This window comes from Nostoc sp. CMAA1605 (assembly GCF_021596505.1).
Lineage (GTDB): Bacteria > Cyanobacteriota > Cyanobacteriia > Cyanobacteriales > Nostocaceae > Trichormus.
Genome location: NZ_PJIZ01000028.1, coordinates 1 through 26,281, shown reverse-complemented (window position 1 = coordinate 26,281; position 26,281 = coordinate 1). Strand labels below are relative to the sequence as shown.

Annotated in this window: 19 protein-coding genes and 2 pseudogenes; 16 read left to right on the top strand and 5 right to left on the bottom strand. The window is 41.7% G+C overall.

Going from position 1 to position 26,281, the window contains the following annotated elements:
• Positions 1-156, bottom strand: a complete 156-nt coding sequence (locus CV014_RS12220; protein WP_236142277.1) for a hypothetical protein — start codon at positions 154-156, stop codon at positions 1-3.
• A 555-nt stretch (positions 157-711) separates the two neighbouring features.
• Between CV014_RS12220 and CV014_RS30015 the strand changes: the two genes are divergently transcribed.
• The 3 genes from CV014_RS30015 (at position 712) to CV014_RS12210 (ending at position 5,060) form a co-directional block, all read left to right on the top strand.
• Positions 712-834: a hypothetical protein gene (locus CV014_RS30015; protein WP_268964649.1), complete on the top strand. Its 123-nt coding sequence runs from the start codon at positions 712-714 to the stop codon at positions 832-834.
• Between the two features lie 514 nt (positions 835-1,348).
• A complete protein-coding gene (locus CV014_RS12215; protein WP_236142276.1) occupies positions 1,349-1,951 on the top strand; it encodes a helix-turn-helix domain-containing protein in 603 nt (200 codons plus the stop codon).
• Between the two features lie 67 nt (positions 1,952-2,018).
• Positions 2,019-5,060, top strand: a complete 3,042-nt coding sequence (locus tag CV014_RS12210) for a peptidase domain-containing ABC transporter (RefSeq protein WP_236142275.1) — start codon at positions 2,019-2,021, stop codon at positions 5,058-5,060.
• Here the strand turns inward: CV014_RS12210 and CV014_RS12205 are convergent, their stop codons facing one another.
• The gene (locus CV014_RS12205; protein ID WP_236142274.1) at positions 5,061-5,231 is read right to left on the bottom strand and encodes a hypothetical protein; all 171 of its coding nucleotides are present in this window, start codon (positions 5,229-5,231) and stop codon (positions 5,061-5,063) included.
• Between CV014_RS12205 and CV014_RS12200 the strand changes: the two genes are divergently transcribed.
• From CV014_RS12200 to CV014_RS12185, 4 genes are all read left to right on the top strand, one after another.
• Positions 5,221-6,750 (top strand): HlyD family efflux transporter periplasmic adaptor subunit, encoded by a 1,530-nt coding sequence (locus tag CV014_RS12200; protein WP_236142273.1) that lies wholly within the window; start codon positions 5,221-5,223, stop codon positions 6,748-6,750. The genes CV014_RS12205 and CV014_RS12200 overlap by 11 nt on opposite strands.
• 170 nt (positions 6,751-6,920) lie before the next feature.
• On the top strand, positions 6,921-7,658 hold the full coding sequence (locus CV014_RS12195; protein WP_236142295.1) for a peptidylprolyl isomerase: 738 nt from the start codon (positions 6,921-6,923) through the stop codon (positions 7,656-7,658).
• 338 nt (positions 7,659-7,996) lie between these two features.
• Positions 7,997-11,161, top strand: coding sequence for a GAF domain-containing sensor histidine kinase (locus CV014_RS12190; protein ID WP_236142272.1), 3,165 nt, complete (start codon positions 7,997-7,999; stop codon positions 11,159-11,161).
• A gap of 37 nt (positions 11,162-11,198) precedes the next feature.
• Entirely contained in the window at positions 11,199-11,366 is a 168-nt protein-coding gene (locus CV014_RS12185; RefSeq protein WP_236142271.1) for a hypothetical protein, read from the top strand.
• Here CV014_RS12185 and CV014_RS12180 read toward each other — a convergent pair.
• Positions 11,356-12,306 (bottom strand): ribonuclease Z, encoded by a 951-nt coding sequence (locus tag CV014_RS12180; protein WP_236142270.1) that lies wholly within the window; start codon positions 12,304-12,306, stop codon positions 11,356-11,358. The genes CV014_RS12185 and CV014_RS12180 overlap by 11 nt on opposite strands.
• 82 nt (positions 12,307-12,388) lie before the next feature.
• Positions 12,389-12,586: a hypothetical protein gene (locus CV014_RS12175; protein WP_236142269.1), complete on the bottom strand. Its 198-nt coding sequence runs from the start codon at positions 12,584-12,586 to the stop codon at positions 12,389-12,391.
• Between the two features lie 142 nt (positions 12,587-12,728).
• On the opposite strand from CV014_RS12175, the gene CV014_RS30010 reads away from it, so the two are divergent.
• On the top strand, positions 12,729-12,863 hold the full coding sequence (locus CV014_RS30010; RefSeq protein ID WP_268964648.1) for a hypothetical protein: 135 nt from the start codon (positions 12,729-12,731) through the stop codon (positions 12,861-12,863).
• A 44-nt stretch (positions 12,864-12,907) separates the two neighbouring features.
• On the opposite strand, the gene CV014_RS12170 is transcribed toward CV014_RS30010, so the two are convergent.
• The gene (locus CV014_RS12170; protein ID WP_236142268.1) at positions 12,908-13,576 is read right to left on the bottom strand and encodes a phosphorylase family protein; all 669 of its coding nucleotides are present in this window, start codon (positions 13,574-13,576) and stop codon (positions 12,908-12,910) included.
• Positions 13,577-13,734: 158 nt separating this feature from the next.
• On the opposite strand from CV014_RS12170, the gene CV014_RS12165 reads away from it, so the two are divergent.
• From CV014_RS12165 to CV014_RS12130, 8 genes and pseudogenes are all read left to right on the top strand, one after another.
• A complete protein-coding gene (locus CV014_RS12165; protein WP_236142267.1) occupies positions 13,735-16,476 on the top strand; it encodes an efflux RND transporter permease subunit in 2,742 nt (913 codons plus the stop codon).
• Positions 16,476-17,458: pseudogene (gene hpnA / locus CV014_RS12160) on the top strand (hopanoid-associated sugar epimerase). The gene CV014_RS12165 and the pseudogene hpnA overlap by 1 nt, the downstream one beginning before the upstream one ends.
• A gap of 219 nt (positions 17,459-17,677) precedes the next feature.
• Positions 17,678-18,694 carry an adenosyl-hopene transferase HpnH gene (hpnH, locus tag CV014_RS12155; RefSeq protein WP_236142266.1) on the top strand — a complete coding sequence of 339 codons (1,017 nt, stop codon included), beginning with the start codon at positions 17,678-17,680 and terminating at the stop codon, positions 18,692-18,694.
• A gap of 765 nt (positions 18,695-19,459) precedes the next feature.
• A complete protein-coding gene (locus tag CV014_RS12150; protein WP_236142265.1) occupies positions 19,460-20,506 on the top strand; it encodes a response regulator in 1,047 nt (348 codons plus the stop codon).
• A 150-nt stretch (positions 20,507-20,656) separates the two neighbouring features.
• Positions 20,657-21,034 carry a response regulator gene (locus CV014_RS12145; protein ID WP_236142264.1) on the top strand — a complete coding sequence of 126 codons (378 nt, stop codon included), beginning with the start codon at positions 20,657-20,659 and terminating at the stop codon, positions 21,032-21,034.
• A 4-nt stretch (positions 21,035-21,038) separates the two neighbouring features.
• Positions 21,039-21,539: a chemotaxis protein CheW gene (locus tag CV014_RS12140; protein WP_236142263.1), complete on the top strand. Its 501-nt coding sequence runs from the start codon at positions 21,039-21,041 to the stop codon at positions 21,537-21,539.
• A gap of 58 nt (positions 21,540-21,597) precedes the next feature.
• Positions 21,598-23,844 (top strand): methyl-accepting chemotaxis protein, encoded by a 2,247-nt coding sequence (locus tag CV014_RS12135; protein WP_236142262.1) that lies wholly within the window; start codon positions 21,598-21,600, stop codon positions 23,842-23,844.
• Between the two features lie 100 nt (positions 23,845-23,944).
• Positions 23,945-26,281 (top strand): annotated as a pseudogene (locus CV014_RS12130) (chemotaxis protein CheA); the annotation flags it as partial.

Here is a 26,281-nt window from a genome sequence, read left to right as displayed (position 1 = left end):
CTAGAATTCTTGTACTTGCCATTTACAAGCACATCCACCACGCAAGCTGATGAAAGCGTGAATAGCTTCAGAGTTACCTTGTTCAGCTTCTTTTTTGAGGTCAACCATTTCTGTTTGGTTAGCGGTGGTGAGTTTGTTGATTTTAATTTCAGCCATTGAACTATTACCTCGTTATGAATTTGTTGTGTTTGGGAGTTGACTTTTGCTTGTCTCTTCCTGTGAATATAATTGCCGATTTTTCTATTGAATTCAATTGTTATTCGACTGTAAAACGAACATAAATCTTACATTTTTTATCCATAATTTCCCTATAAAATCGATGGTTTTTAAAATTTTTGCTAGGAATTGAATCAAAAATAAAGCAAAATTAATTTACTTCAGATACCTTTACTTACATTCCCATCTCTATGAAGAGACAGAACAACCAAAAGAATCTTGACTGCTCTATATTGACTAACTTTTATACTCAGTTAATCATCCACAGCTAAATGCAGAAATATAGTCTTTATTACCCTAGTGAAGTACAAACGAAAATAATTCAACGCAGATTAACACAGATATAGTTTGCTTCTCTTACGATGGCGTAAGCCTACCCGCAGGGTACGCGGATAAATTTGTACCTCAGCAGACTATAAAACGCTATATATCTATTAGTTCACCAATTAATTTTGACAAGTGGGGGATTAATAGAGGAGTGTCGAGATAACCAGCGTGCTGAGTGCAGAATTTACTTTTGACTCATTACTTATTACTCATTACTCAGCACTCATTACTCATTACTCATTACTCAGCACTCAGCACTCACCACTCGAATATCTAGACTTAAGACAATGATTTTTCAACCGTGATTATAACTAAATCATGATTTGTATCAGAATAAATTTAATCAGTAGACAACATTCTAATGAGTCGTCAGTTGATAATAAATTTATCGTAAAGATATTATGAAATTATTATGAATTTAACTTTTTTTGGATAAAAACTATTGACTAGTTGCCAGAAAATTTCTAAAAAAGTAGCAGTAGGTTAAATGACTAAACTGAGAGACTGTCACTTTTGAGTTAACTATTGCCAGGTGAATTAAAAATTTGACTCTTAACTGTTGAATTAGTGACGATTCCTTTACTAGTATTGCCATATCGCTAGATATCTCTCTGATTTGTAATTACAGTCTGATTAACTTCAATATTCACTACGTGAATCTTCACCTACATTCCAGGTTTTAACAACATCCTAATAGCAAAATCATCATCAGACTTGAGGTAGATTTTTCAGATTTCAACCAATTTTTTTGATGAAAATTAATGATTTTGCCTAAATCTACATGAGACATGACCTGGTAGTAATTATGTCTGACTATTTTCGTCAAGAACAACTTATTGAACACTATGACTTGCACGAGAGCAAGTTTTTAACTCCCTTTCAACGTAAAGCCTTGCTCAAAAATTTACAAACTAATTTACAGCCAGAATATCGTAAACGTATTGAAATCATTCTACTGGCAGATATGGGAACATCACAAAGTCAAATTTGTGAAAAACTTGGTTGTTCTCAAGAAATGGCGCGCTACTGGATTGGGATAGCAGAAGCAGGTTTAGCACACAAATGGAATGAGCGTCCCATTGGTAGACCAAAAATTGTCAACAATCAATATATGGACAGATTAAAAGAATTAGTTAGTAATAGTCCCCGTGATTATGGCTACGCTTTCACCAATTGGACAGCCCAATGGTTAAGCAAACATTTAGCCTCAGAATTGGGAATTAGTATTAGCGATCGCCATATCAATCGCCTCCTAAAACAAATGGGACTTTCGACTAAACCCAAGAATAAACTCCCTCTAGAGAATGAATCAATTCAGGACAATAATATTTCAATTTCTGACTTATCAACTCAGTCGGAACCTCATATTAATTGGTCATTTAATGTGGGGATAGAAGCTAGAGGATAAAGAAGGGATTGGGGATTGGGGACTGGGGACTGGGTAAGAATAATTCCTAATTTTGAATTTTAATTTCATGTCGTCAGGTTTTTCTCAACAATATTTAGCCCAACAACTCACCCAAACCTTGGGTGAGTCGCTGTCAGAAAAGGAAATAACAGACTGCATCCAAAGATTAGAAATAATTGCACCGCCGATAGCTAAACAGTTTTGGCAAGCTGGGACAGATGCGGCGGGAATATATATTATCCTTGGGGGAAAGGTGAGATTACTTGATAGTTCGTTGAACTTAATCACCACACTCTCTACAGGCTCATCTTTTGGTCAATTGACTTTATTTCCTGAACAAGAATTTAGTCCTTATGTGGCTAGGGCTTCTGTGAATTTAAAACTAGCCTATCTGCCACAATCAACTTTACAACCACTGATTAGTGAACATCTTAGCATTGGCGATCGCCTGAAAAAACAAGCCGAAACTTGGGATTTATTGGTTTTTTGTAGCCAAAATTCCCTATTACCAGAAAACGGTTCTGTGGATGATGCTTTAAGAGCGTTATTTTTATTTGATCGTCATACTTTAGCTAGTGGTTCACTTTCTCAGTCAATTTTGCAAGATGTGAAACTATGGGTATTGCAGCGAGGAGAATTAACAGATGCACAAGGACGCAGATTTACCCCAGGAACAATTACCACATCTGGGAATGTAGGTAATTGGCAAGTTACACAATCAGCAGTTATCTATACTCTCACAAATAACCATTGGCAAATAGCTCTAGAATATTGGCCGCAGTTGGGAGAATTTCGAGAATCTAGTGCTAGTATTGAAAGTAACCCCTCCCCATCCCCGGTTGTAGAAACGCGTTCTGTCGCGTCTCTACAACCCCCCTCAGAAAAGAAAGCCAAGTCTCGACGCGCCTATTTTCCCAGCCCTAAAGTGAAAGTCGGACATTGGTGGGGACGCATTACTCAACGCTATCCCTTATTTGAACAACAAAGCGCGACAGACTGCGGCGCGGCTTGTTTAGTGATGATTAGCCGCTACTGGGGTAAAAATTTCAGTGTCAATCGCATCCGAGATTTAGCTAACGTCAGACGTAGCGGTGCATCCCTCAAAAGTTTAACAGCCGCCGCCGAAGCCCTTGGTTTTACTACCCGTCCAGTTAAAGCTAGTTTGGATAAATTAGCACAACAAACCTTACCTGCGATCGCCCACTGGGAAAATAAGCACTACATCGTAGTTTACGCCATCACTAAAAAACACGTTATTGTCTGCGATCCCGCCATCGGACAACGCACCCTCAGCACTACCGAATTTAAAGCCAGTTGGACTGGTTACGCGTTGTTATTGCAACCTACTAACCAACTCCAACAAGCGGAAGAAGCAAGTACCCCATTCTGGCAAATGTTTGAGTTAGTCAGACCTCACTCACGGGTACTACTAGAGGTGTTTGCGGCTTCGGTGTTAATTCAGTTGTTGGGACTGATTACACCCTTATTTACCCAATTATTATTAGATAGGGTCATTGTTCAGGGTAGCACGCTCACATTAAACGCCGTCGGTTTAGGTTTGGTGATTTTTGGCTTATTTCGTGTCGCCGTCAATGGACTCAGACAATATTTACTAGACCATACAGCCAACCGTATTAGCGTATCCCTGCTGGTAGGTTTTATTAAACATACCTTCCGTTTACCGTTAGCGTTTTTTGAATCGCGTTATGTCGGCGATATCGTCTCCCGCGTCCAAGAAAACCAAAAAATCCAGCGTTTTTTGACTGGGGAAGCCCTATCAATCATCTTGGATTTACTGACGGTGTTTGTTTACGTGGGGCTGATGTTTTGGTACAGTGCGGCAATGGCATTAGTCAGTTTAGCCATTGTCCCGCCGTTTGTCTTATTAGCACTTGTCGCCACACCATTTTTGCGTCGCATTAGCCGAGAAGTTTTTAGTGCTACCGCCAACGAGAACAGTTACTTAATTCAATCCTTGACGGGAATTCGTTCAATTCGTTCAATGGCCATTGAACAGACGGTGCGCTGGCGTTGGGAAGAATTACTCAATCATGTGATTAAGAAAACCTTTGCTGGGCAGATTATCAGTAATCAATTGCAGATTTTTAGTTCTGGGATTGAAACTGTAGTCACAACTGGCTTACTGTGGTTAGGGGCATGGTTGGTAATTCAAAATCAACTGACCATCGGTCAGTTAGTAGCCTTTAATATGTTGTTGGGTAACATTATTCGACCCTTTCAACGCCTAGTAGTGTTGTGGAATCAGTTACAAGAAGTGACGATTTCCACCGAACGTATCAACGATGTTTTGCAAGCCGAACCCGAAGAAGACTTACACCACCATCCCCGACAAATTTTAACCAAGCTACGGGGTCATATCCGGTTTGAAAATGTCACCTTCCGCTACCATCCAGAGAGTGATATTAATATCTTAGAAAATCTCACCTTTGAAATTCAACCAGAACAAACCGTGGCTGTAGTCGGGCGCAGTGGTTCAGGGAAAACCACATTATTTAAACTCATATTGGGTCTATACCTCCCGACAGATGGCAAAATTTTAATTGATGGCCACGATGTGACTAGTATAGCCCTGCGATCGCTCCGTTCTCAAATCGGTGTAGTAGACCAAGACACCTTTTTATTTGGCGGTACAATCCGCGAAAATATCAGCGTTGCTCACCCTGAAACCAGTTTAGAACAAGTCATGACGGCGGCGCGATTAGCTGGGGCTGATGACTTCATTCAAAGATTGCCAATGGGTTACGAAGCCGAAATTGGTGAAGGTGGCGGAATGTTATCTGGCGGACAACGCCAACGCCTAGCCATAGCCCGTGCTTTAGTAGGCGATCCTAGACTCTTACTGTTAGATGAAGCCACCAGCCATCTCGATTCCGAATCCGAACGCCTGATTCAAAACAACCTCAAAACCATCCTCCAAGGACGCACCAGCATCATTATTGCCCACCGCCTGTCCACCGTGCGTCACGCAGACTTAATTCTAGTTTTAGATCGTGGTTTACTAGTCGAAAGCGGTACTCACGATCAACTAATCACACGAAAAGGCCATTACTTTTACCTAAATCAACAACAACTGGCAACTAATTTGTAACTAGTTAGTTGCCTTGGGTATCACTGGGAAATCTGCAAAAAATGGGCATCGGTTATTGGGTATGGGGCATGGGGCATGGGGCATCGGGAAAGATTTTTCCGATTCCCAATTCCCGATTCCCAATTCCCAATTCTCAGCCTCCACTCCCTCAAAGTAATTTATGCCACACATATCCCACAACTCATCATCCGTAGTAGTCACACCACAGGCGGATGAACTGCATTATGTCTTCAATGAGCAAACATCAGATATCAACGAGACTAATGATTGGTTTTACGGTACTGAGGAATTACTCGATGCTGTACCCAAGCGTTGGACTCGTTCCATGCTGTATCTCTTAATTAGCTTTGCGGTGATTGTTCTACCTTGGGCTTCTCTGAGTAAAGTTGATGAAACCGGCACAGCCAGAGGACGTTTAGAACCCAAAGGCGCAACCCAAAAGTTAGGTATCGTCGTCCCTGGGAGAGTGAAAACTGTCAATGTGACAGAAGGGGCGACGGTGAAAGCTGGGCAAGTGTTATTAGAATTAGATGCTGATGTTTTACAAAAAGAACTCGAACAAGCCGAAACCCAATTAGAAGGATTCACTAATCGCCAAGCACAGCAGGAATTACTCAAAAATCAACTGATACTAGCCATTAATATCCAAGAACAGCAAAATCAAGCCCAAGCCTTGGAGAAAATGGCACAGGTGAATCAAGCCCAACAGAATTTAGATGCTAAACAAAGTACCTATAATTTACAAAAACTGGAAAAACAAGCTCTAGTAGAACAAGCTAGACAGAGAATTCAATCAACTCAAATTATTCAGCAGTTAGCGCAAAGGCGTTTGCGGCGAGATTTAGGGGAGGTGGGACGGTATCGTTATCTGTTAAGACAGGGTGCAATTCCACAAATTAAGATTGTGGAATTAGAAAACTCTGCTGAAGATAGTCAACGCTCTTTGCTGCAAGCTGATGCAGAGATAATGCAAGCACAGTTGCGTTTGAGAGAAGAACAGAGTCGTTATCAAGCCACCATTAGTCAAATTCAAGCCGAAATTGGCCAAGCACAACTGCGTCTGCAAGAACAACTCAGTAGTTATCAAAGCGTTGTCCAAGCTGGTAAATTAGCAGTATTAAAAAGCCAAGAACAGCTAAAAGATTTGCAAGGACAAATTACTAACTTGCAATCAGACATTGCCCAAAGTAAGAGTAAGATTGCATCCTTAAAACTACAACTACAACAAAGAGTAGTGCGATCGCCCATTGATGGCACAATTTTTGATCTACCCATAGATAAACCAGGCCCCGTAGTTGAGTCAGGCCAGATAGTTGCTCAAATAGCACCCCAAAATACACCTTTAATCCTGAAAGCGCAAATGCCTAGCCAACAAAGCGGCTTCTTGAAGGTGGGAATGCCAGTTAAAATCAAGTTTGATGCCTATCCCTTCCAAGATTACGGCATCATTCAAGGGCGCGTCAGTTGGATTTCTCCCGACTCCAAAATTCAAACCACCAGCCAAGGTAATACAGAAACCTACGAAATGGATATCATCATCGACCAACCTTATATCCAAGCTGGTAACAAACGTATCTTCCTCACTCCAGGACAAACAGCCTCAGCCGAAGTCATTATCCGTCAACGTCGGGTAATTGATTTTGTCTTAGATCCTTTCAAGAAGTTGCAAAAAGGCGGATTGGAACTTTAGGGGACTGGGGATTGGGAATCGGGAATCGGGGACAAGGTGGACAAAGAAGACGAGGGAGACAAGGGAGACAAGGAATATTTTACCTCAATTCCCCATGCCCTATGCCCCATGCCCCATGCCCCATTTCCCAATCAATAATCACCACCAATAATTATCAGGGAGAATGTATCATGTCGAAGCTGATCAAGTTATCTGTTGCAGATATTGTTTATCATCTGAAATTATCTTGCCAAATTCCGAATTTTCTAGAAGCGATCGCTACTGCCAGAATTATTACGGAGGCTGCTGCCCAAGCGGGGATTGAAGTTTCTATAGAAGAGTTGCAACAAGCTGCTGATAGTCTGCGTTTTACTTATCAATTATTCAAAGCAGAAGATACTTGGAATTGGCTGAATAAACATTATCTTTCTTTAGATGACTTTGAAGATATGGCGAAAACTAATTTACTCTCTGCTAAATTAGCTAATCATTTATTTGCTGATAAGATTGAACCTTTTTTTTATGCTCATAAAATTGATTATGCTGGGGCTGTAACTTATGAAGTTATCTTAGATGATGAAGATTTAGCTTTAGAGTTATTTTATGCTTTAAAAGAAAGTGAAATTAGCTTTCAAGAAATTGCTCGTCAATACATCCAAAGCCCAGAAATTCGGCGTGCAGGTGGATATCAAGGAATTCGTTATCGGCGAGATTTTCGCCCAGAAATTGCGGCGGTGGTTTTTGCTGCTACTCCTCCCCAAATCCTCAAACCCATCATTACACCCCAAGGTGTACATATCATTGCTGTCGAGGAAATTATTACTCCCACATTAGATGAACAGCGACGGCTGCAAATTACTAGAGAGTTATTCTCAATTTGGCTAGCAGAGCAAATTAATAAAGTCGAAGTTGTCGCTGAATTGAACTGAAGAATTTATACTGCCTGGCGTAGTAGAGACGTTGTATACAACGTCTCTACATCATTTATTTGGCGCAACTTCTATAGAGAATTGGTTTATTTTTGCGTCAGTCATGTAAGTATCACAGCCGAAGACTTTTCAAACACCCTCTAACTGAATATCGGTTTTTCTGCCTGTTCCCGTAGGTTAAGGCTTGGTTATCACTCATTCTTGCTGATCTGTTAGCATATTTGCTGAATATCGTCATCACCAATAAGTTCTAGTTTCCATTGTGATCTCTAATCAAAGAAATAAGTTTGGGTAAATCTGGGAACACTAAATAAAGGTGTTTAATATACTCTGTAATTATGACCATCAACGATTATGAAACTGGCCACCAATCAAACCAGCAAGACTGTTGTCAACAGTTAGAGCTAGTAATGCAGTACCAGAAAATTTTGACGAGGATTTTAGCAAAAATTCGGGCATCTGTGAGTTTAGAGTCTCTTTGCTCGACTTCTTGTCAAGATATTGGTCGGCAATTGAAAATTGAGCGCATAGCCATCTATCGCTTTAATGCTGATTGGAGTGGTAGTTTCATCAATCGTTTTGGTTTTGCAGAATCTCCGTGGAATACACTGACTGCTTTTGGCCAGGACTTAGTTTGGCAAGATTCCCATCTGCAAGAAACTCAAGGGGGACGTTATCGGAAAAATGAACCATTCGCTGTGGCTGATATTTACAGTGCAGGTCATGTCCGTTGTCATATTGAAGTATTAGAACAGTTTCAGATTCGAGCATATGCGATCGCACCGATTTTTGTTGGTGCTAAACTTTGGGGTTTACTCGCTGCCTATCAACATTCTGCCTCTAGACAATGGTATCCCCATGAAGTGGAATTCTTAGCGCAGGCGGCTAGTCATTTGGGTGTGGGGATGCAGCAAGCAGAAATGTTGGAAGAAACCAAACAACGCACCACCGAATTACAAGATGCGATCGCTCGTCAACGGACTTTAGCAGAAGTTGTTAGCAATATTCGCTCCTCTGTCGATACGGGCATTATTCTCAACACGGCTTGTCAAGAACTGTGTAAACTACTGAAGCTAGAACGAGCCGCAGTGTATCGTTTTCATCCCGACTGGAGTGGTGAATTTGTCAGTCAATTTGGGATAGTAGAACCCCTATGGGACAGAATCCAACCCTTTGGCAAAAATATGGTTTGGGAAGATAGCCATCTCAAAGAAACCCAAGGGGGACGCTACCGCAATAACGAAAGTTTTGCCGTCAATGATATTTATCAAGCTGGACATTCGCGCTGTCACATTGACATTTTAGATCAATTTAAAATTCGGGCTTATGTCTTAGCACCCATCTTCACCGGCGCAAAACTCTGGGGACTAATCGCCGCCTATCAACATTCTGGCCCCCGCCAATGGGCAAATTACGAAATTGAGTTTTTAGGACAGGTAGGGGCGCAATTAGGCGTGGCGATTCAGCAAGCTGATAACTTTGCACAGTCTAGACAACAAGCGATCGCCCTCCAAGATGCGATCGCTCGTCAACGCGCCCTGACGGAAGTAGTGGGCAAAATTCGCTCTTCCCTCGATATTGATTTGATTTTGAAAACCACTTGTCAAGAAGTCTGTAAACTACTAAAAGTTGAGCGTGTCGGCGTTTATCGCTTTAATCCCGACTGGAGTGGCGAATTTGTCAGTAATTTTGGCATGGTAGAAGCCCAGTGGGATAGCATCAATCCCTTTGGTAAAAATCTAGTGTGGGAAGACACCCACCTACAAGAAACTAAAGGCGGACGCTACCGCAACAATGAAAATTTTGCAGTTAACGACATCTATCAAGCCGGACACTCTCGTTGTCACCTAGATATTTTAGAACAGTTCAAAATTCGCGCCTATGTATTAACCCCTATTTTCGTAGGGCGGAATCTCTGGGGATTGCTGGCGGCTTATCAACATTCTGCCCCCCGTCAGTGGGATCATGTGGAAGTGGAATTTTTAGGACAGGTAGCTAGTCAATTAGGAGTAGCACTGCAAAGTTCCCAAATGGTGACGCAAATTCAAACTCGTATGGATGAACTACATCAATCGGCAGAACAACGCCGGATTTTATTTGATTTAGTCGTCAAAATCCGCGAATCTTTGGATTTAGACACCATCTTCAAAAGCATGGTTCAAGAAATTAGGCGATCGCTAGCAGCAGATCGAGTCGGAATCTTCCGTTTTGATCCCCATGTCGGTTTTTGTAGTGGTGAATTCATCGCCGAAGATGTAGTACCTAAGTTTAATTCTGCCCTTGCAGTCAAGGTGCAAGACTATTGCTTTGGCGATCAGTTCGCCCCCCAATACCGTCAAGGAGAAATACAAGTCATCTCTGATGTCAACAGTGTCGGTACAAAAGTACCCCATTTAGATATCATTGAAAAATTCCAAGTCAAAGCCCAGATTGTCGTCCCCTTAAAAGAAGGTGATGAACTTTGGGGATTGTTGTGTATTCATCAATGCACCCATGCGCGTCAGTGGGACGACAGCGAATTAGAATTTGTCACCCAAGTAGCGGCTCAAATGAGCGTTGCACTGCGTCAAGCTAACTTGTTTCAACAATCTAGTTTACTCGGTCAAACCCGTGAAGAAGCCAATCAACTAGCGCAGACTTTAAAAGAACTACGCAAAGCTCAAATGCAAATTGTTCATGCTGAGAAAATGGCTAGCTTGGGACAACTAGTAGCTGGAGTGGCTCATGAAATTAATAATCCCATCAATTTTATCCACGGTAACTTAGAACACGCCAACCAATACACCCAAGATTTACTGCACTGTGTAGAACTTTATCAACGTTATCACCCCCATGCTGCACCAGAAATTCAAGAGTTTCTCAAAAAAGCCGAAATAGAGTTTTTATTTGACGACTTACCAAAATTATTCCAGTCAATGAAGGTGGGTACTGAGCGAGTTTGTGAAATTGTCACCTCATTGCGAAACTTTTCCCGCCTAGATGAAGCTGACTTTAAAGTAGCCAATATTCACGAAGGCATTGATAGCACATTGATGATTTTGCAACACCGTTTAAAATCCTCATCAGATAATCATGTAATTCATGTCATCAAAGATTATGACAATCTACCCCAGATAGAATGCTATCCTGGTCAACTCAACCAAGTGTTTATGAATCTTTTATCTAATGCCATTGATGCCCTAGAAGAACGTCATACCCAAGACAAACCAGAAGCGATCGCAGCTCATCCCAGTGAAATCCGTATTTCCACTTCCCGCCTCAATCAAGACTGGATCAGTATTCGGATTGCAGATAATGGACTAGGTATGGATGAAAAGGTACTGTCTCGCTTGTTCGATCCGTTTTTTACTACTAAAGTCGTCGGTAAAGGTACAGGATTAGGACTCTCTATCAGCTATCAAATTGTCACAGATAAACACAAAGGCAAGATATACTGTCAATCTGAACCCAGTAAAGGTACAGAATTTGTCGTTGAGTTACCAATTCATCAGGTAGCAGGTTAGGGTTAGGGACTGGGGACTGGGGACTGGGGACTGGGGATTGGGGACTGGGGATTGGGGATTGGGAATTGGGAATGGGAGACAAGGTAGATTTTACTTTAATGCCCTATGCCCCATGCCCCATACCCCATGCCCCATGCCCCATGCCCCATGCCCCATGCCCCATGCCCTATTGCCAATGCCCCATTCCCATATCTTTAATTATTGAAAACCAGTTCTCGCCGCCTCGGAACATCATAAGTCATGAAATCATAAGCCATTTCTGTTTTTGGAAAAATCGCACGGGCTTCTTTGAGTAAATCTTTCAACTCCACGACATTACCAGGGGCGTAGCGTGGACTAAAGTGAGTCATGATCAATTTACGCACACCCGCAGTTAATGCTGTTTGTGCTGCCATTGTGGTTGTTGAGTGTAGTCTCTGAAAAGCCATATCTGCGTCTTGATGAGCAAAAGTAGCTTCATGAATTAATACATCAGCATCCTGTGCCAATTCAACTGCACCATCACAATAAATCGTATCTGTACAGTAAGCGATTTTACGCCCTATTTCCGTCGGGCCACATAATTCTGTACCGTGGATGACTCGTCCATCTTCTAAGGTGACAGTCTCACCCCGTTTGAGTTGACCATAAATCCGACCTGGGGGGATTTGCAAGCTTTTAGCTTTTTCTACATCAAAACGTCCGGCGCGGTCTTTTTCGGCTACGCGATAGCCAAAAGCTGTAATCCGGTGATGTAAAAGACCACAAGTCACAGTAAATTCCTCATCTTCATAGATGACACCAGGGCGGACAGTATGAACTTTAATCGGGTAGGAAAAATGTGTATGGGAGTAACGAGAAGCCGCTTGGAGATAGTCATTTAGTCCAGGTGGCCCATATATATCAACTCTTTCCACATTTCCCGCCAAACCGCAACTAGCCAAAAGTCCCGTCAAGCCAAAAATGTGGTCGCCGTGCATATGGGTGACAAAAATGCGAGAGATTTGGCTAGTTTTCAGTTCACTCCGCAAAAGTTGGTGTTGAGTACCTTCACCACAGTCGAATAGCCAAAATTCTGCCCTTTGCGGTAATCTGAGGGCGACACTAGAAACATTACGTGATTTTGTAGGTACACCGGAACTTGTCCCTAGAAATGTGATCTGCACAGCGTTTTCTAGCCTTTACTTTGCTGAATTTAAAGCTCTGTATTCTATAGTGGCATGATTATTCAGCAAATTTACAATTGGTTTAGGGGTGTAAGGGTGTGGGGGTGTAGGGGTGTAGGGGTGTAGGGGTGTAGAGGGTGTGGGGGTGTAAGGGAAACTGATCTATGTTTTGATTAATTAACGGTTTTAGTTTTAAAGCATCAGAGGAATCTTTTGGCGGTTTTTGATCATCGGGTGGCTGATAATTTGCTAATGCTACCTGAAGGGGACTGATAGACATACTGAGAATACAAATGAGCAAAAGTTTGTGCAAAGGACATTTTCTGTGAGTCATATTTTCCCCCTTGCGGTATGACACTGCTCAAATATTCGGAAAATTTGAGGTTGATACTTACCAGTTATATTTCTGGAGAGATCAAAAATTGCTGCGAAAATTGCGGGAAAACATTCTGAAATTTAGCAATTACCAAATTTCATGGAGGATTGGGGACTGGGGACTGGGGACTGGGGAACAGGAAAAGAAGAAACAAGAGGTGTATTTAACTTCGCAGAAATAAAATGATATTTACTATGTGAGTCCTAGAGAATATTTAGTGTTTACTCATTTTTCAGAAAACAGTAACTCCGTGGTTTGTTCCAGCACCTTTAATCCTTGCAAAGAACCCCGAATTAGACGATTTGCTGCTATGGGTTGACGGATAAATTTCCATGCTAGAGATAAAGGTTTTAAAGAACCATCAGAATTGATTGCTGTTGAGATGTCGGGGATATCATAATTGCAATCATCGCTCACTACTCTTAACATTGCCACTTCTACACCAATGTGATGAAAAAAATCCAGAACAGCGAAGCCTTCCATATCCACCACATCAACCCCCATTGTTTCCCCAAGATAGCGTTTTTCGGTGGCAGAACAAATCACGCGATCGCTTGTCCATGATTTAACTACATTGACTATTGACTGCATATGTAAATTAACTATATGACTACATTCCAGTGTTTGTTGTTGATACAGACAATTTTGATACAGCACAACATCCCCCACTTTGTACTGTTGAGTTAAACTACCACATAAACCGACAACTAATATTCCGGCTTTGACTTGATTCTCAAAGTCTTTGGTTTGTGACCATTGTTGTAAATATTCTCCAACAGCCTGAACACCTACTGGTATAGATTTAACGGTCGGCTGTTCACCAGTCACGCGCTTTAAACCGCGACAAACCGCCCCATATTCTGCCCCTTGCGGAACTAAAACCGTTAGCATCATTTTTCTTTCACCCCTAAACCCCTAAACCCCTAAACCCCTACACCCCTAAACCCCTAAACCCCTACACCCCCACACCCCTAAAAATATCTCACAAACAACAACCGATTATTGTAGTAGCATGGCAAATAATTATGTCTTCCGCGTGATGATTTCCCAAGATGGCAAAGCTTAATGGCTCAAAATCTGCACGAGAGCGTTTTAATATTTCGCGATTAGCCATTGAGTATTCATGGCTAACGGTAAGTTTCTGGATAGCGGTGGCTGTAGCTGGTTTTCTAGCTTTCAGTTCTCTTAAGTATGCTCTATTTCCAGATATTACCTTCCCAGTAGTAGTAGTAAATGCTACTGCGCCCCTGCAAACGGCTATTGACACTGAAAAAAAGCTGGCCATCCCCATAGAAGAAAAGTTGAGTTCTCTAAAAGCAGAAGGATTAGAGGATATTCGCTCATCTAGTTATCCAGGACAAGCAGCTGTCAGTTTATCTTTTGCTGTAGGAACAAATCTAGAAACATCTACTCGCAATGTTGAAACAGCACTCAAGCAGCTGACTTTACCCCAGGAAGCGAATTATAAAATTATTCCCCTGAATTTAAATGAATCGGCGGCTGTGAGTTACGCTCTGGAAAGCTCCACAAAAACTCTCACTGATTTAACGAAACTGGCAAACGATAAAATTATCCCAGCGATCGCTAAATTACCAGGAGTTTTAAAAGTCTCTCTTTTAGGCGTTCCTAATCCAGCGTCTCCCCTCAACCCCACAAATAACTCGGCGGCTTTACCCCAAGGGGGAGCGACTTTAGTCAGATTTAATAGTCAAGAAGCATTAGCATTTCAAGTCATCAAGCGTGGCGATGCTAACACTTTAGAAGTAGTCAGTCGAGTTGAAAAGGAAGTTCAAAAACTCCGCACAGATTTTAAAGATATTAAATTCACCCTAGCGTCTACTCAAGCGGAATATATCCGCCATGCTACCCAGTCAACTATAGATGCGTTAATAGAAGCCATTGTTTTAGCGATCGTCGTCATTTTCCCATTTTTATGGAATTGGCGCGCCACCCTGATTTCTGCTTTGGCAATTCCTACGTCATTACTGGCAACGATGATTGTCATGGCGATATTTGGCTTTAACTTAGAGACAATTACGCTGTTAGCTTTAGCGTTAATTATCGGTAGCGTTGTGGATGATGCCATCATCGATGTAGAAAACATCCTGCGCCACATCCAAGAAGGCGAAACTCCCCGCCAAGCTGCACACTCAGCCACAGATGAAATCGGGTTAACAGTCGTCGCCACTACCGCCACTGCGATCGCAGTTTTCTTACCGATTGGTTTAATGGGTGGAGTAGTAGGACAATTTTTCAAGCCCTTTGGTATTACAGTTTCCGCCGCTTATATTGTTTCTACCTTAGTAGCACGAACTTTATCACCAGTTTTATCTATTTACTGGCTAAAACCACCAAAAACAGCTTCTCGACGTAGAGAAATCGACATTGGGGTATATTTTACCGAAGCTTATCGCAATTTACTAGCTTGGTCGTTAAACCATCGCACCATAGTTATCGGTTTAGCCGTACTCAGTTTTGCTGGCGGAATGGCGATCGTTCCCTTCATTCCTAAAGGATTTATCCCCAAATTAGATCGCGGTGAATTCAACATCACCTACACCGCACCCTTGCCGAAAATCCCTGATTTAGCGGCTTTGCAGCAGTTAGCACAGCAACAAAGCCGAGGCACAGTTTCACCCAATCCCCAATCCCCAGTCCCCAATCCCCAATCCCCAGTCCCCAGTCCCCAATCCCCAGTCCCCATACCCAACCCCCTCAACGACTCTCTAGAAGTAGCGAAGAAATTAGAAGCGGTGGTGAAAAAATACCCAGATGTGGAGACAGTATTTACTACCGTCGGTTCACGGGAGGGTGAACCAAATAAGGGAACGCTGTATGTCAAACTCAAAGAAGACCGCAAAATTAAAACCGCAGAACTACAAGACGAATTACGGCAAAATTTGCCTAAACTTCCCGGCGTGACTACCAGTGTCGAAGATATTCAATTTGTAGACACCGGCGGACAAAAACCTTTACAACTAGCACTGCGCGGTAATGATCTCCAGACTTTAAATCAAGCAGCTAAGAATCTGAAAGACCGGATTACCAAACTCCCTGGATTTGCAGATGTCACTGTTACAGGCGAAACCAACAATACTGGACAAGTGTTTCAAATTGAACGCTTGAACAGTCAACGGGTAGCTTATATTAGTGCCAACTTAGGTCAGGATTTAACTTTGGGTGATGCGACAGATAAAATTCTGGCGGAAGCCAAAAAAGTGTTACCTAATGATGTCACTCCCGACTTAGGGGGGGATTCTGCCCGTCAAAATGAAGTTTTTGGTAGTTTTGCCACGACTTTGATTTTATCGACCTTGTGTATCATCGTTGTGTTGATTTTACTGTTCAAAAGCTGGGTAGATCCGATAGTCATCGGCGTTTCTCTCCCCTTGGCGGTGGTGGGAGCGATGCTAGCATTACTCTTTACCAAAAGTGACTTCGGGATGATTTCCCTAATTGGTTTCGTATTCTTGCTAGGACAAGCGAACAAAAACGCTATTTTGTTGGTAGATTTCATTAATCAGCTACGCCAAGCCGGATTAGCACGTACAGAAGCCATTTTGAAAGCAGGGCCAATCAGACTTAGACCAATTATGATTACCACTGTTTCCACTATTGTCGGGATGCTACCCATTGCCTTGGGCTTTGGTGCTGGTTCAGAGTTGCGATCGCCTATGGCTGTAGCCATTGCTGGTGGTTTGGTAACATCCAGTATCCTCAGCTTGATTGTCGTCCCCGTAGTCTACGCCGTCTTAGACGATTGGTTTCCTCGATTTAAGCAGGTGAAAGACTAATGCAAGTATTTGTCACAGGGGGAACTGGTTTTATTGGCTCTCATGTAGTGCGCCTATTGTTGCAGCAGGGATACCAAGTCAAAGCACTGGTACGCCCGAATAGTAACTTGAGCAATCTGCAAGGGTTAGACGTGGAAATTGTCAAGGGTGATCTCAATCATCCAGAATTATGGCAACAGATGCTGGGCTGCAAGTATCTATTTCATGTCGCCGCCCATTATTCCCTGTGGCAAAAGACCGAGAATTACTCTACCGTTACAACGTCGAGGGAACAGCCAATGTGTTAAATGCTGCCCAAAAAGCAGGCATTGAACGCACTGTATATACAAGTTCCGTAGCCGCTATTGGTGTGGGTGCATCTGGTGAAATTGTCGATGAAACCCACCAAAGCCCTGTGGAAAAGTTGGTAGGAGATTACAAAAAATCCAAATTTCTCGCTGAACAAGTCGCCGTCAACGCCGTAGCTAATGGTCAAGATGTCGTTATTGTCAACCCTAGCAGCCCCATTGGAGCATTAGATATTAAACCCACACCCACAGGTGAAATTATCTTGCGGTTTTTGCGGCGACAAATGCCAGCCTACGTCAACACCGGACTCAACTTTATTGATGTGCGAGATGTCGCTTGGGGACATTTATTAGCATTGCAAAAGGGGAGAAGAGGCGATCGCTATATTCTAGGCCATCAAAACCTCACCCTCAAGCAACTCCTAGAACAACTCGCAGACATCACAAAAATTCCCGCACCCCAACACACAGTCCCCAACTGGCTACCTCTAACCGTCGCTTGGGTTGACGAAAAGATTCTCGCACCTCTGGGCAAAACCCCCTCCGTTCCCCTAGATGGTGTGCGAATGTCACAGCAGACAATGTATTACAATCCTGACAAAGCCGTTAAAGAATTAGGATTACCCCAATCCCCCATCAATATCGCCCTTAAAGACGCTGTAGATTGGTTTGTAGCCAATGGCTATGTAAATTAGGGCATGGGGCATTGGGCATGGTTATAAAATCTACCTTGTCTACCTTGTCTCCCTTATCCCCCTTCCCTTCCCTTGTCCCCTCCTAACCAAAAATTCTGAAAGCGTTATACTAATTTTCCGTACTTCTACTCTTTAAATATTTGATGATTTCTACCTACAGCAAATCTTTTATGTTCCTAATGGTGCTTTGATCTATATAGAGAGGAGTAAAGAACAAAAATGGCGATTAATCTACAACAAGCTATAGACATTGGTAAGTATCTAGTAACTCAACGTCTTTTGGGGCGGAAAAAGTTCCCTCTAGTTTTGATGCTAGAACCACTGTTTCGCTGTAATTTAGCGTGTTCTGGTTGCGGTAAAATTCAACATCCTACAGAAATACTCAAGCAAAACTTGACTCCAGAACAGTGCTTTGCGGCTGTAGATGAGTGCGGCGCGCCTGTAGTCTCAATTCCTGGTGGCGAACCACTACTACACCCCCAAATTGACGAAATTGTCAAGGGTTTAGTAGAACGTAAAAAGTATGTTTATTTATGTACCAACGGCTTGTTATTAGAAAAAAGCCTCGATAAGTTTCAGCCTTCTCAATATTTAACTTTCAGCGTCCATTTAGATGGATTGAGAGAATGGCATGATCAATGTGTAGACCGTAAAGGCGTATTTGATATTGCCGTTAAAGCCATCAAAGCCGCTAAAGCCAGAGGATTTCGCGTCACCACCAATACCACAATTTTTGAAGGTTGTGACCCCAAACAAATGCAGGAGTTTTTTGATTTCCTAGAAACCCTCAATACTGATGGGATGATGATTTCCCCTGGTTACAGCTACGAATGGGCCCCAGATCAAGACCATTTCCTCCAACGCGAACAAACCCGCGCCTTATTTAGAGAAATTCTCGCCCCTTATCAATCTGGTCAGAAAAACTGGAATTTCAACCACAACCCCCTATTCCTAGATTTTCTCATCGGTGAAAAAGACTATGAATGCACACCTTGGGGTAGTCCTAGTTACAGCGTTTTAGGTTGGCAAAAGCCTTGTTATTTATTAAATGAAGGATATTACAACACCTTCAAGGAATTACTCGAATCAACCGACTGGAGTAAATATGGCCGTGCTAGTGGTAATCCTAAATGTGCTGATTGTATGGTTCACTGCGGCTATGAACCAACAGCTGCGATGGATGCTATGCAGCCGCAAAACATCGCCCGTTCTTTAGGGACAGTGTTCGGGAAGTAGTTTCAAAGCGGATTCCTATAGATACCCGACTTTCTCAAAAAGTCGGGTATCTGAATCACAGCAATCTATCAAATAGACCAAGGATTAAAGATTACAACCCCTGTTTCGGTAAAAACATTTTCGTTGCGACTGACTGATATTAGAGAACGTTGCAGGGCGATCGCAGTAATTAAAGAATCGATAACTTTATTTTAACGTAAGTATTATTTCGGATTTTCGTCTAAGAATTGCCTCGTAACTCTAGGTTAAAACTTCCTATATTCCTAGCTTCACTTTGTTGCTTTCGCCCTTCCTGCGGGTGTACCTCCGTTGGAAACTCATGTTTAAGAAGAATTTAGCCAGATATTGGAAACAACTATAATCCTGGGTAATGATTCTGGTAAAATACAGTGTTTTTACGGAAGCAATTTTCCGAATTAGCCTGAAATGAAGTAATTAGAAAAATTTTAAGTATTAATACTGATATACAGTAAGTTAAATTCTGTTAATTTTGCATTATTATTTCAGTGGTTATGAATTAAAAGTTACTCATAAGGTATATGGCTATTGGGAAGCTTTACCTTTTTTTGACTGAATTCTACTCATTGACTATTAATTTCTGTACAATTGGCTGCATTCACAATAGCTGACACATGGTTTTCATCGAGTTTAGCCACAAATCTTGGGTTCAAAAATTTGTATTTAAAATTACAAACAACTATTAACTGATCCTTGCTAGGAATTGTGGTAAAACTGCTAAACACATTTAGCTAAGATCAAGGCAAAATGAACACAACTCCTATAAGTAACTACAGATTAATCCAGAAGCTACATCCTATATCTTTATTAGCACAGCTAACCAGTCGCCATGCTACTGGATGTCTACGTATATTTTCTGAAACGGCTTTTTGGACAATTAATCTAGAGCAAGGTAAACTCACTTATGCTTCATACTCAGATAAACTATTTGAGCGTCTAGATAGTCATCTGCGGAGGTTGAGCCAAAGAGTTCCTAATCTCAACAGTGCAACGCGAGTGCAGATGCGCTTGATGTTTGAACCCCAAGATGAAAGTCAGTCTTTGGACTATGCTGATTACCAAGCGATTTGTTGGTTAGTAAATCAAAATTATATTACCGCTAAACAATCAGCTATCTTGATAGAAGAATTAGCAAAAGAAGTGCTGGAATCATTTCTAGTATTAAAAGAGGGAAGCTATGAATTTTATCCTGAACAGGCTTGGGAAGAATTACCAAAATTTTGTTATTTAGATTTACGGTTATTAGTTGAACATTGTCAAAAGCAGTTACGCACCCGTCAACGTATTCCATCTACACCGAATAGTGCGGGTAGTCCAATTTCTACTGCTAATAATCAATCAAACGCTCAACCACAGCCAGAGAATGAGCCACCAGTAATTAAACCCAACCCTGTAGAATCAGTACAAACTCCTCGATTAGTGAGAAGAAGTTTATATACTATTGCTTGTATAGATGATAGTCAAACAGTCTTGAATTCTATCAAAAGTTTTTTAGATGAAAACGTTTTTGCAGTTGTTACTATTAATGATCCTGTTAAGGCTTTAATGCAAATTCTCCGTAGTAAGCCAGACTTAATTCTTTTAGATGTAGAGATGCCTAATTTAGATGGTTATGAATTATGTTCTTTACTGCGGAGACATTCAGCGTTCAAAAATACGCCAATTATTATGGTGACAGGAAGAACAGGATTTATTGACAGAGCAAAAGCCAAAATGGTGAGAGCTTCAGGTTATTTAACCAAACCTTTTAATCAATCAGATTTATTGAAGATGGTATTTAAGCATTTGGGGTAGGTTTTTAGGGGAGACGAGGGAGAGAAGTAATGAGTAATGAGTAATGAGTAATGAGTAATGAGTAATGAGTAATGAGTAATGAGTAATGAGTAATGAGTAATGAGTAATGAGTAATGACTATTGACTATTGACTAAACAGGAGACTTAACTGTGAACTTAACTTTAGTTGGGACAATTTTAATTGTGGAAGATTCGCCTAGTGAATTAGAACTGATGAGCCATTATCTTCAAGAGAGTGGTTATAACGTGATTAAATCTGGTAGTGCAAAAGAAGCTATGGAAAAGGCTTTATTATATCAGCCAGATGTCATTGTTAGTGATGTAGTTATGCCCGAAATGAGTGGTTTTGAATTATGTCGCTCTTTAAAGAAAAATCCTGTCACAGCAAAAGTGCCTATAATTATTTGTAGTTCTAAAAACCAACCAATTGATCGTTTATGGGCGATGAGACAAGGTGCTAATGCCTATATAACTAAACCATATACTCGTGAACATCTGCTGCATACTATTAAATCAGTTGTGAATTAAATAAATGAATAATAACCATAAATCTATTTTGACCATAAATAATCATCAAAATAAAGTCGGAGATACTTATCTCAAGTTTCAGCTAAATCAACAATCTGCTGCTATTTTATCCATGAATTTCACACAAGAGGCAGTGGTTTTACCTGTGGATGCGATTACTCCTATGCCTAATATGCCTACCTGTATTTTAGGTTTAATGAATTGGCGTAGCCGCATTATATGGACGATTGATTTACCAAGAATGCTGAATTTAGAATCTTTAGATAATAGATGGCGACAATACAATATTATTGTGATTAAAGTGGAATCACTGATTTTAGGGTTAGTGGTACAGGAAATCAAAGGTATAGCTAAATTCATGCCTGATGAAATTCGTTCTCCTATAGGACAGGTGGCATCTAGTTTAGTACCATATTTGCAAGGTTGTATTGCCCAGCCAGAAGAAGTGTTTTTAGTGTTAGATGCAAAAGCGATTATAAAATCATCAGTTCTATATAGTAATTAGTGACTGCAACTAGAGAAATTGTTTTGTGTTCTCTTTACTTATTTAGGAAAATTACGTTATGTTTCATAAAACTAACATGGCTGAGAGTGGAGATTCGGAAAATGAACAATCATTTATTGTGAATCCCCAAAATACAACTAGTATAGTTAAACTACCTAGTGTGTCTCAGAATCAAAAAAATAGTCGGAATGTTGTTAATAATTTAGTGAATTATGTGCAGCATCTGAGTTTAAAAACCAAAGCTGTAATTTTAGCGATCGCTATCGGCACAATACCTATAGTTACCATCGGTGCGATCGCCTATAATGTGTTAAATAAATCTATCACGCAGCAAGTCACCAAGACGCAACAAGACGAAGCCGCATCTGTAGCTAACACAGTTAATAGATACATTCTAGAACGTTATCAAGATATTCAAACTCTAGCTAATTTACCCTTCTTAACGAATGTTCAGGTAAGAAACATTACCACGGATGCCCAAAAACAAGCACTCCTCAATCAAATCATTCAGGTGAATCCTAACTATGACAGCATCGCTGTATTTGATACAGAAGGTAGAGTCATTGTTCAATCTACTGGTGAACCATTAGATACAGAAAAATATCAGACTTATTTTCAAACAACAATCCAAAAAAATACACCTGTTATTAGTCAACCGGACACAAAAAATATTTACCTAGCTGCACCAGTAAAAGATGCAGTCACCGATGAAACTATCGCTGTGGTGAGAGCGCGATTACCTATCAAATCTCTCGAAACGGCGATGAAAAATTATGTCGCCGATGGTTACACTTACAGTTTACTAGACTCATCAGGCAAAGTCTTTCTGAGTACAGACCAAAAATTATTAGGCAACCCAGCAAAAACCGCCAAGCCTGAATTAGCAACACTTTTAACTCGTCAAAAAGCTGATAGTCTGATTAACAACGGTAAACTTTATAGTTTTGTACCATCACCATTACTAGAAGGTTTACCTAACCTGAATTGGCAGGTTTTATTAACTACAGATGCCACAGTTTTGTGGCAACCCCAAAGACAATTACTGTGGATTATAGTAATTGGTGCAGTAATTACCGATGCTTTAGTAGGTGCGATCGCAGCTTGGTTAGCCAAGCGTAGTTTAGAACATCTTAATACAGCGAACGCCGCCTTAACTAAGCTCAGTGGCGGGGAATTTGACACCCGCGTAGAAGTCAAAGCCACCGATGAATTAGGAGTTTTAGCGGCTAATATCAACCAAGTCGGAGAACATTTACAGATTTTAGCCAAACCAAGAACTATTATCACCCACGACTTGAGCAGCGAAGGACAAGCAGCACTACAAATGCAACTGTTAGAACTCCTCAGTAACGTCGAAGGCGCAGCTAGAGGTGATTTAACAGTCCGCGCCGACGTAACAACCGGAGAAATCGGTACTGTTGCCGACTTTTTCAACTCCATTGTCGAAAGTCTCCGCGATATCGTCACCCAAGTTAAGCAAGCTGCAAATCAATTAAATACAGCCATTGGTTCTAATGAAGGCGCAATTCGCCAACTCGCCGAAGCATCTCTCATCCAAGCGGCGGAAATCAACCGCACCCTAGATGCAGTAGATAACATGACTCATTCCATGCAAGCTGTAGCCAATAGCGCGCAACAAGCCGCCGTTGTCGCCACCCATGCAGCCAACACCGCCATGAAAAGCGGACAAGCAATGGATTTAACCGTACAGAACATTCTATCTTTACGGGAAACCGTCGGTGAAACCTCCCGAAAAGTCAGACGTTTAGGGGAAGCCTCACAACAAATTTCCCGCGTAGTCTCCATCATTAACCAAATTGCCACCCAAACCAACCTCCTAGCCATTAACGCCAGCATTGAAGCCGCACGCGCCGGAGAAGAAGGACAAGGTTTTGCCGTAGTTGCTGAAGAAATCGGCGAACTAGCCGCCAGAAGTGCATCAGCTACCCAAGAAATTGAATATATAGTAGAAAACATCCAAAGAGAAACCAGCGAAGTAGTACAATCCATTGAAATTGGTACTACCCAAGTAGTGGCAGGTACACAAATTGTTGAAGAAGCCAAGCAAAGCCTCAGTCAGATTTTAGAAGTATCACAGCAAATCGACTCACTAATTCAGTCAATTTCCTCCGCCACAGTTTCCCAAGTAGAAACCTCACAAACCGTCAACAAACTCATGCAAGACATCGCCAAGTTGTCAAAACGCACCAGCGACTCCTCCCACCTAGTCGCCCAATCTCTGCAACAAACCGTAACAATTTCCCATCAGTTACAGGAAACTGTGGGGACGTTTAAGGTGAGTTAGGGGACTGGGGACTGGGGACTGGGGACTGGTAGACAAGGTAGATTTTATTCTAATGACTGTTGACTGTTGACTAATGACTAATGACTATTAACTAACTACTATGTCCAAAAATAAAGAATTAGAAATCCAGATGCAATTTCTGGAAGAAGCCACAGATTATATTAATACCCTGGAAGGGGTGTTATTAGAAATTGACACTAGTCACCGCATTGATGCTGAGAAAATTAATGGGGCTTTGAGGGCTGCTCACTCGATTAAAGGGGGGGCAGGTATGATGGGTTTTAAGGTGTTGAGTGATTTAGCCCATCGTTTGGAAGATTCTTTTAAGGTTTTAAAAACTAGTAAAAAATCTTTAGTAATTGATACGCAATTGCAAAATTCTCTGCTCGCTGCTGTGGATTGGTTACGGCAAATTGTGACTTTACTAGGAGAAGGAAACGCTATTGAAGAACAATGGTTAGCAACTTTTTGCTATCCGGTTTTTGATGAATTACATAGTCGTCTCGGCGATCCCACCCCAGAAGATGCAGCGACTATTTTATCTACGGATGAAGGACAAGATATTGTTCCCCTGCTGTTTGAAACAGAAGTAAATGAATGTTTAGAGCGTTTAGAATCTTTGTTAGCAGCACCCGACGAGCTAGATTTACAAACAGAAGTTGCTACTCTGGCGGCGGAATTGGGCGGTTTAGGGGAAATGTTGCAACTGACGGCTTTCACTCAACTATGTGAATCGATTAGATTGCATATAGAAAATGCGACAGGCGATCGCATTCCCCAAGTTGCCCATTTAGCATTAAAATCATGGCGGCGATCGCAAGCTTTGGTATTAACTAATCAACGGGATAATTTACCAACTACACTGGCTATCGATGATTTAGCAACTCTCTCTCAACCACCGGAAATTCAGCCTGTCATCTCTCCTGAGCCTGCGGAATTATCTGATTTTGATGTTCCAGCCACAGAGTTAGTCACAGCCGATTTAGTTTACCAAAATGACAATATCAACCATGAATTAGCCGCCGTTGATTTTGCTAGCATTAATACTTTATTTGCCGAAGAAACTGCACTAGAAACTTCTAGTATAGAGGCGAAAAATGAGCCTGCAATTGTGAATAAAGATAGGGAATATCAACAAGAGAATTCTGTGAGAATTCCCACCAAACAATTAGAGCAAATTAATGATTTATTTGGCGAATTAATTGTGCAGCGCAATGGCGTTAATTCACAATTGGAAAGACTACGCAAATTAGTGCGGAATTTAAATCAGCGTGTGCGGACATTAGAGCGAGAAAACCAAGAATTGCGGACAGCTTATCAACAAATGTCTGCCAGGAATTTTATCTCGGTGAGCCAGTCCTCAACCCAAAATGGAGAACATCCCCATTCTGAGTTACACTTGCGATCGCAATCGGTGATGGAAACCATTGTCCAAGTCCAAGAAGTCTCCACCGACATACAACTGAGTGTAGACGACACCGACCAAATTGCACGCAAACTCAATAAAACATCCAAACAACTCCAAACTAAACTCAACCATATCCGAATGCGTCCTATTTCGGATTTAGTCGAGCGTTTTCCCAGAGCTATCCGCGATTTAAATGTCGAATACGGCAAAATGTCCAGTTACAAGTTAAAGGTGGCGATACCCTCATCGAACGCAGCATTTTAGAAGCATTAAATGATCCACTCATGCACCTGTTGCGAAATGCCTTCGATCATGGTATAGAAGAACCAGCCACCCGTCGCTCCCTCGGTAAACCAGAACAAGGTTTAATTGAAATCATCGCCACTCACCAAAATAATCGCACCCTCATTACTATGCGTGATGATGGGCGGGGTATTCCCATAGACAAAATTCGCTCCCGTGCAATGACTATGGGTATAGATGAAGCCTTACTCACTCAAGCCACCGATGAGGAACTATTATCACTCATCTTTGAACCAGGGTTCAGCACCTCCGAGCAAGTCACCGCCTTATCTGGCCGTGGTGTGGGGATGGATGTCGTGCGTAATAATCTGAAACTAGTGCGTGGCGACATTAAAGTTGATACTAAACCAGGTGTGGGAACGACCTTTACCCTATCCGTACCGTTTACTTTATCTATGGCGCGAGTCTTGTTAGTCGAAAGCAACAAGATGCTATTAGCCTTCCCCACGGATGTCGTCGCAGAACTATTTTTACTCCAACCGGAACACATTATCTCTACTTCTGGTAGTGAAGTCATTAACTGGCAAGGTGCTACACTGCCGTTGATTCGTCTCGGTAATTACCTACAGTTTAACTGTCCACGCTACGATAGCCCAGAACTAGAAACTCCCCCCGCCATCAATGCTACGAGTGTATTGATTATCCCTGGAAATCAACCAGTCGCCATTCAGGTAGACCGATGCTGGGGTGAGCAAGAAGTAGCTATTCGCCAAGTCGAAGGTAAAT

Bases quoted from the DNA above. Each gene is read 5' to 3' on its own strand.
- CV014_RS12135 (WP_236142262.1), top strand. From the start codon at position 21,598: ATGTTTCATAAAACTAACATGGCTGAGAGTGGAGATTCGGAAAATGAA.
- CV014_RS12205 (WP_236142274.1), bottom strand. From the start codon at position 5,231: ATGTGTGGCATAAATTACTTTGAGGGAGTGGAGGCTGAGAATTGGGAA.
- hpnH (WP_236142266.1), top strand. From the start codon at position 17,678: ATGGCGATTAATCTACAACAAGCTATAGACATTGGTAAGTATCTAGTA.
- CV014_RS12220 (WP_236142277.1), bottom strand. From the start codon at position 156: ATGGCTGAAATTAAAATCAACAAACTCACCACCGCTAACCAAACAGAA.
- CV014_RS12215 (WP_236142276.1), top strand. From the start codon at position 1,349: ATGTCTGACTATTTTCGTCAAGAACAACTTATTGAACACTATGACTTG.
- CV014_RS12150 (WP_236142265.1), top strand. From the start codon at position 19,460: ATGAACACAACTCCTATAAGTAACTACAGATTAATCCAGAAGCTACAT.
- CV014_RS12175 (WP_236142269.1), bottom strand. From the start codon at position 12,586: ATGTCTATCAGTCCCCTTCAGGTAGCATTAGCAAATTATCAGCCACCC.
- CV014_RS12190 (WP_236142272.1), top strand. From the start codon at position 7,997: ATGACCATCAACGATTATGAAACTGGCCACCAATCAAACCAGCAAGAC.
- CV014_RS12210 (WP_236142275.1), top strand. From the start codon at position 2,019: ATGTCGTCAGGTTTTTCTCAACAATATTTAGCCCAACAACTCACCCAA.
- CV014_RS12195 (WP_236142295.1), top strand. From the start codon at position 6,921: ATGTCGAAGCTGATCAAGTTATCTGTTGCAGATATTGTTTATCATCTG.
- CV014_RS12200 (WP_236142273.1), top strand. From the start codon at position 5,221: ATGCCACACATATCCCACAACTCATCATCCGTAGTAGTCACACCACAG.
- CV014_RS12165 (WP_236142267.1), top strand. From the start codon at position 13,735: ATGGCAAAGCTTAATGGCTCAAAATCTGCACGAGAGCGTTTTAATATT.
- CV014_RS12170 (WP_236142268.1), bottom strand. From the start codon at position 13,576: ATGATGCTAACGGTTTTAGTTCCGCAAGGGGCAGAATATGGGGCGGTT.
- CV014_RS12140 (WP_236142263.1), top strand. From the start codon at position 21,039: ATGAATAATAACCATAAATCTATTTTGACCATAAATAATCATCAAAAT.